Source organism: Photobacterium sanguinicancri (assembly GCF_002265265.1).
Lineage (GTDB): Bacteria > Pseudomonadota > Gammaproteobacteria > Enterobacterales > Vibrionaceae > Photobacterium > Photobacterium sanguinicancri.
In genome coordinates, this window is sequence record NZ_NOIF01000244.1 from 1 (window position 1) to 5,666 (window position 5,666).

At 42.0% G+C, this 5,666-nt stretch carries 3 protein-coding genes; 2 read left to right on the forward strand and 1 reads right to left on the reverse strand.

Annotated elements, in window-relative coordinates; all coding sequences use genetic code 11:
• Positions 1–56: 56 nt before the first annotated feature.
• Together ASV53_RS22210 and ASV53_RS22215 are read left to right on the forward strand one after the other, a co-directional pair.
• Entirely contained in the window at positions 57–2,702 is a 2,646-nt protein-coding gene (locus ASV53_RS22210) for a beta-N-acetylhexosaminidase (protein ID WP_094958722.1), read from the forward strand.
• 314 nt (positions 2,703–3,016) lie between these two features.
• On the forward strand, positions 3,017–5,002 hold the full coding sequence (locus tag ASV53_RS22215; protein ID WP_094958723.1) for a bifunctional metallophosphatase/5'-nucleotidase: 1,986 nt from the start codon (positions 3,017–3,019) through the stop codon (positions 5,000–5,002).
• A gap of 53 nt (positions 5,003–5,055) precedes the next feature.
• Here the strand turns inward: ASV53_RS22215 and ASV53_RS25605 are convergent.
• Positions 5,056–5,666, reverse strand: a 611-nt coding sequence (locus ASV53_RS25605) for a hypothetical protein (RefSeq protein WP_189337943.1), incomplete at its 5' end; no start/stop codon positions are given.

Here is a 5,666-nt window from a genome sequence, read left to right on the forward strand (position 1 = left end):
TTCGTATTCTAATTCCAGATTTGAAATTTAATTACTTTATTTTCAGGAATGGATTCATGTTGAAAAGAACGCTTCTTTCTACTGTTATTATGGCAAGTTTAGCTGCTTGTTCTTCTATTTCATCTGAGCAATCAACGGTTAATCAACTGGCAGAAAACCTAGATATTAACTACACAGTAATTACTAACCAAGGCGCCGATGACGGCCTTGCATGTAAAGAACTTCAAGCGGAATGGGCGTCATGTAACAAAGTAAACATGACAATCACGAACACTGGCGAAGCAGTTGATTCCAGCGATTGGACAATTTACTTCCACAGCATTCGCTTAATTCTAGATGTTGAAAATGATCAGTTTAAAATTACTCGTGTAACGGGCGACTTACATAAACTAGAACCAACCAATAAGTTTGATGGCTTTGCGGCTGGTGAAGAAGTTGTTCTTCCATTAGTTGCTGAATACTGGCAGTTATTTGAGACCGACTTCATGCCGGGCGCATTCGTAACGGCACCTGGCGTTGAAGCACGTAATATCATCTCTTTAGATACTGAAGATACAGGAGAATACGTAGATGAAATTATTGGAAACCAGCTAAAACGTACGCTTGCTGATAATAACGTTGTCGCAACAGCTAAGACGCGTTTCGAAAAAAATGCAGACGTTACAGAAATCGATGCATCTACCCATATTATTCCAACACCGTTAAAAACAACGCTAACTTATAAGAAAGTTGATTTAGAAAACGGCATTGCTATCACAGCTAACGGTATTAATACCGACCAACTTGCGGCGTTAAATCAGCGTGCTGAACTTCTCGGTCTAGAAACAGCGGGTGAATATCCAGTTTCTGTTTCTGTAAATAAGAGCCAATTTAAAGATGGCGTTTCAGGTGCATACAAACTAGATGTGTCAGAAGATAAAACAACGGTTATTGCATTCGATGAAGCGGGAGCATTCTATGGCGTCCAGTCTTTACTGGCGTTAGTCAGCTTAGATAGCTCTGAAATTCCAACGTTAAGCGTAGAAGATGCACCTCGTTTCGAATACCGTGGTGTCATGGTTGATGTTGCTCGTAACTTCCACTCAAAAGGAGCGATTCTTGCAACTATTGGCCAAATGGCTGCATACAAGTTAAACAAACTGCACCTTCACCTTACCGATGATGAAGGTTGGCGTTTAGCCATTCCTGGCCTTCCAGAACTAACAGACATTGGTAGTCAGCGTTGTTTCGATGAATCAGAAACTTCATGTCTATTGCCTCAACTAGGATCTGGTGCAAACGCAGATAACTTTGGCTCTGGTTACTTTACAACAGATGACTATGTTGAAATCCTAACATACGCGAAAAACCGCAACATTGAAGTGATCCCTGAAATCGATATGCCAGCTCACTCACGAGCAGCAGTGATGTCAATGGAAGCGCGTTACACACGTCTTGCTGCTGAAGGCAAAATGGAAGAAGCGAACCAATACCGTCTGATGGACCCAAAAGACCAATCAAACGTAACAACGGTTCAGTTCTACAATAAACAAAGTTTCATCAACCCTTGTCTAGATTCGTCTGCAACGTTTGTCGATAAAGTCATCACAGAAGTAGCGGCAATGCACAAAGCCGCGGGGGTTCCTCTATCAACTTGGCACTTCGGTGGTGATGAAGCGAAAAACATCAAACTTCACGCGGGTTTCCAAGATATTAACGATAAAGAAAAAATTGCATGGAAGGGCGATTTAGATTTATCTAAGCAAGATTTCCCATTTGCTAAGTCACCGCAATGCCAGTCACTGATTGCCAGCGGTGAAGTTGCAGATTTCGAACACCTTCCAAGCCATTTTGCAGAGCAAGTATCTAAGATTGTTGCAGATAAAGGCATTCCGCACTTCCAAGCTTGGCAAGATGGTCTGAAACACTCAAAAGATGCAGGTGCATTCGCAACTGAATCTGTACGTGCAAACTTCTGGGACACTCTGTACTGGGGCGGTGGTGCTTCTGCATACGAGTGGGCAGACAAAGGCTATGACGTAGTTATCTCTAACCCAGATTACGTTTACATGGATTTCCCATACGAAGTTGATGCCAAAGAGCGTGGCTACTACTGGGCAACGCGTGCAACCGATACCCGTAAGATGTTCGGTTTTGCACCTGAAAATCTACCGCAAAATGCAGAAACATCGGTAGATCGTGACGGTAACGGCTTTGAAAGTGCAGGTACAGTAACTCCGAAGAAACCTTTCTACGGCCTGTCTGCACAACTTTGGTCTGAAACAGTACGTACTGATGAGCAGTATGAGTACATGGTATTTCCACGTGTTATCGCAGCAGCAGAGCGTGCATGGCATGAAGCGTCTTGGGAAAATGAATACAAAGCGGGTGTTAAATATTCTCTAGAAACAAATTTAGTGAATAAGAAAGCACAGCTTACTGATTGGACGAACTTTGCAAACACTATGGGTCAACGTGAATTAGCGAAGCTTGAAAGAGCGGGCATTGATTACCGTTTACCAATCCCAGGTGCAGAAATTGCTAACGGCGAACTAAGCATGAACATTTCATTCCCAGGTGTAACGCTACAATACTCTGTAGATGGTGGTAAAACATGGGCTGCATACGACAATGCAAACAAACCAAACGTAACGGGTGAGGTTCAAATTCGCTCAGCATCATTTACTGGCGAACGTGTTAGCCGAGTAACAAACGTTAAATAATTAACGTATAAACAAGCATTCAATAAGCAAACGGCACTTCTTCAGAGGTGCCGTCTTTTTCTAATCCACTGATTCATTTAAGAACCCTCTCAAGATCCTCAATAAATGTGATACTGCGCCCTTGCTATCATTTTTGTGAATATATTAACATTAAGTGTTAACCGTGATCTCAGTTTGACTTTCCTGCAATTGCTTGCTCATTTCAACTTCTATATAGTGCCCTCGCCCCATATTTCCGCGGATACACCTTCAAGCAGTGGCAGTTAACGCTTCTTGGCTATCCATTTTGCAGATAATTATAAAAAGGTATCAACATGACGTTCTCCAAGCCTCTTATCGCGATGTCTATCACATTGGCACTTACAGGCTGCTCGCTTAGCTCTGCACCATCAGACGATGCTTTCACTCTAACCGTTGCTCATATCAACGACACGCATTCAAACTTCGACCCTGTAAAATCAAGTTTTAAAGCAAACGATACCTTGGTTTACAATGAGTTTGGTGGCTACCCTCGCCTTCAAACTATGGCTGAAGAGTACAAACAAGCAGCCGCTGATAACAACGACAGTTTCTTGTTCTTACACGGTGGTGACGCATGGCAAGGCAGCGCATACTTCAAATTAAATGAAGGTGCGATGAACGCAGAGCTACTAAGCCGTATGGGCTTGGATGCTATGGCGCTAGGTAACCACGAATTTGACCTTAATAACGCGAAACTGAATACATTCATTAGCGATATTAATTTCCCGGTTCTAGCTGCAAACGTAGATATCAGTAAAGACCCAGATCTTAAAGGTCAAACTAACCTAAAACCTTTTGTGGTATTCGCATTTGATGGTAACGACAAGGTTGAAGTAAAAGATCTAACTAACCTACCAACAGACAAAGATTTAGTCGCTGTATTTGGTATTGCGCTTGATGACATGCCAAACCTGTCACCAAACACAGGCAAAGTTGAATTCCATAATATGGTGGAATCATCACAAGCAACTGTTGATATGCTAAAAGCGAAAGGCATTAACAACATCGTTGCTGTTACGCACATTGGTAACGCAGTTGATCTTGATGTTGCATCAAAAGTAAATGGCATCGATCTGATTGTTGGTGGTCACTCACATACCCTACTGGGCGATTTTACCAACATTGGTCACGACCACACTGGCACTTACGCACAAATGGTGATAAACCCGAACGGTAATAGCCAAACATGTGTTGTACAAGCAGGTCAATACGCGCAAGCAATCGGTCAACTTGAAGTAAGCTTTGACAAGCAAGGCGATGTAACCTCTTGTGCTGGTTTGAATACATTGCTAAGTAATGACGAGTACTACCACTCGCCAATGCGTGAAGCAGACAGTAAATTCAGCGCGGCTGATAGTGAAAAAGTAGTCGATTTCATCGAAGGTGAAGACAACATCACCATCACTGATGAAGAGGCCTCTATGCGCTCACTGATCGACACCAAATACAAACCAGCAGTTGATAAAGCTTACGGTAAAGTGATTGCACAGGTACCTGAAGAAATTAATCACGAGCGCCGCCCGGGTGACAAAGGCACTGATGAGCATGGTTCAGATGTTGCGGTATTAATTGCAGCTGGCCAATACTACTGGGCTAACACGCCAGAAGTGAAAGCCGTGACGGGTATGGACGTTGATTTCGCGCTAATTGGTGCTGGCGGTATCCGTACAAACATTGAAGCCGGTGAATACCGTGAAGGTAACGTTGCCCTTGAGATGCTACCATTCTCTAACTTCATGTCTGTTGTACCCGTTCAAGGTAAAGACATTAAAGCGTTAATTGAAAGCACAATTACCGCAACGCTACCAGCAGGTGCACACGCGGGTAAATTCCCATACGGTGGCCACATTCGTTACCAATTCACTGAAACAAAAGCGAATCAAAGCGGTAAGCTAGATTTTGTAGAAGTTATGACGGGTACTGCAAGCAACCCTACATGGACTCCACTACAAGACAACAAAACCTACAACATTGCAGTGAACAACTACAATGCAACAGGTAACGATGGCTGGACTCCACTATTTAAAGCACAACAGAAAAACTCTGACCGTGTCGACCTTGCTTATGTCGATGGCAAACTAACGGGCTTTAAAGTGAAAAATATTGACGAAGTGAACGGTAAATACAAAGTTCGCTACGAAGGCAAAGCACCGAACTGTAAAGCAGCCAATACCCGCTGTAATACCGATGCACAAGCAATGATCGACTACATCGCCAATGAGATGCCAGTGATCACGCCACAAAGCTACGAAGTTGTTACATTCAAACGCGCAATGTAATTTCTGAGTAAGCCATTATATTAAGGGTCTAGTGATAGGCCCTTTTTTATTACTCATATGTATGATTTGATAATCGTTCTCAAAGAATCCCGCTTTATATGAGGAAGAAGCTCCACCATAAAAGATGACACCTTATTGTGATGCTCTAATAACATAACAATGGCCGATAGAGATTTCTCAGAAATTCCTTTTCTTTCAGTTAAAACAATTTCTCTGAGTACATCCGTGTCTTGAGCTTCCCCAACAATACTTAATGCACTGATTGACGCTGATACCGTCATTAAATCTTGGCTTGCTAGCTGAAGAAGTGCATATGTACGAAGTTCATCATTAGGTACTACATCATAATCAAACCATTTTGCTTGACCAAGCAGATAAACTAAATTCAATTTTACGATAGGTAAAGTATATATTTCATCATTGAATTTATTTGTCCACATCTCATGAAAAAGCAAAAGAGCATCTTTTTTATCATCACTCTTTCCCCAGTAATGGTTTAAATCATTATTAAAAACATATATTAACTTTAGACACTCATCACTTTCATAGTAATGACGTGTTTTATTTAAACAGACACTTAGATCTGAGATCTGTACCACAAGTCTTTCATTACTGTCTTCCGTTCTAGCTCCAAATGAGAACAACAAAACAAGCAATAATAATG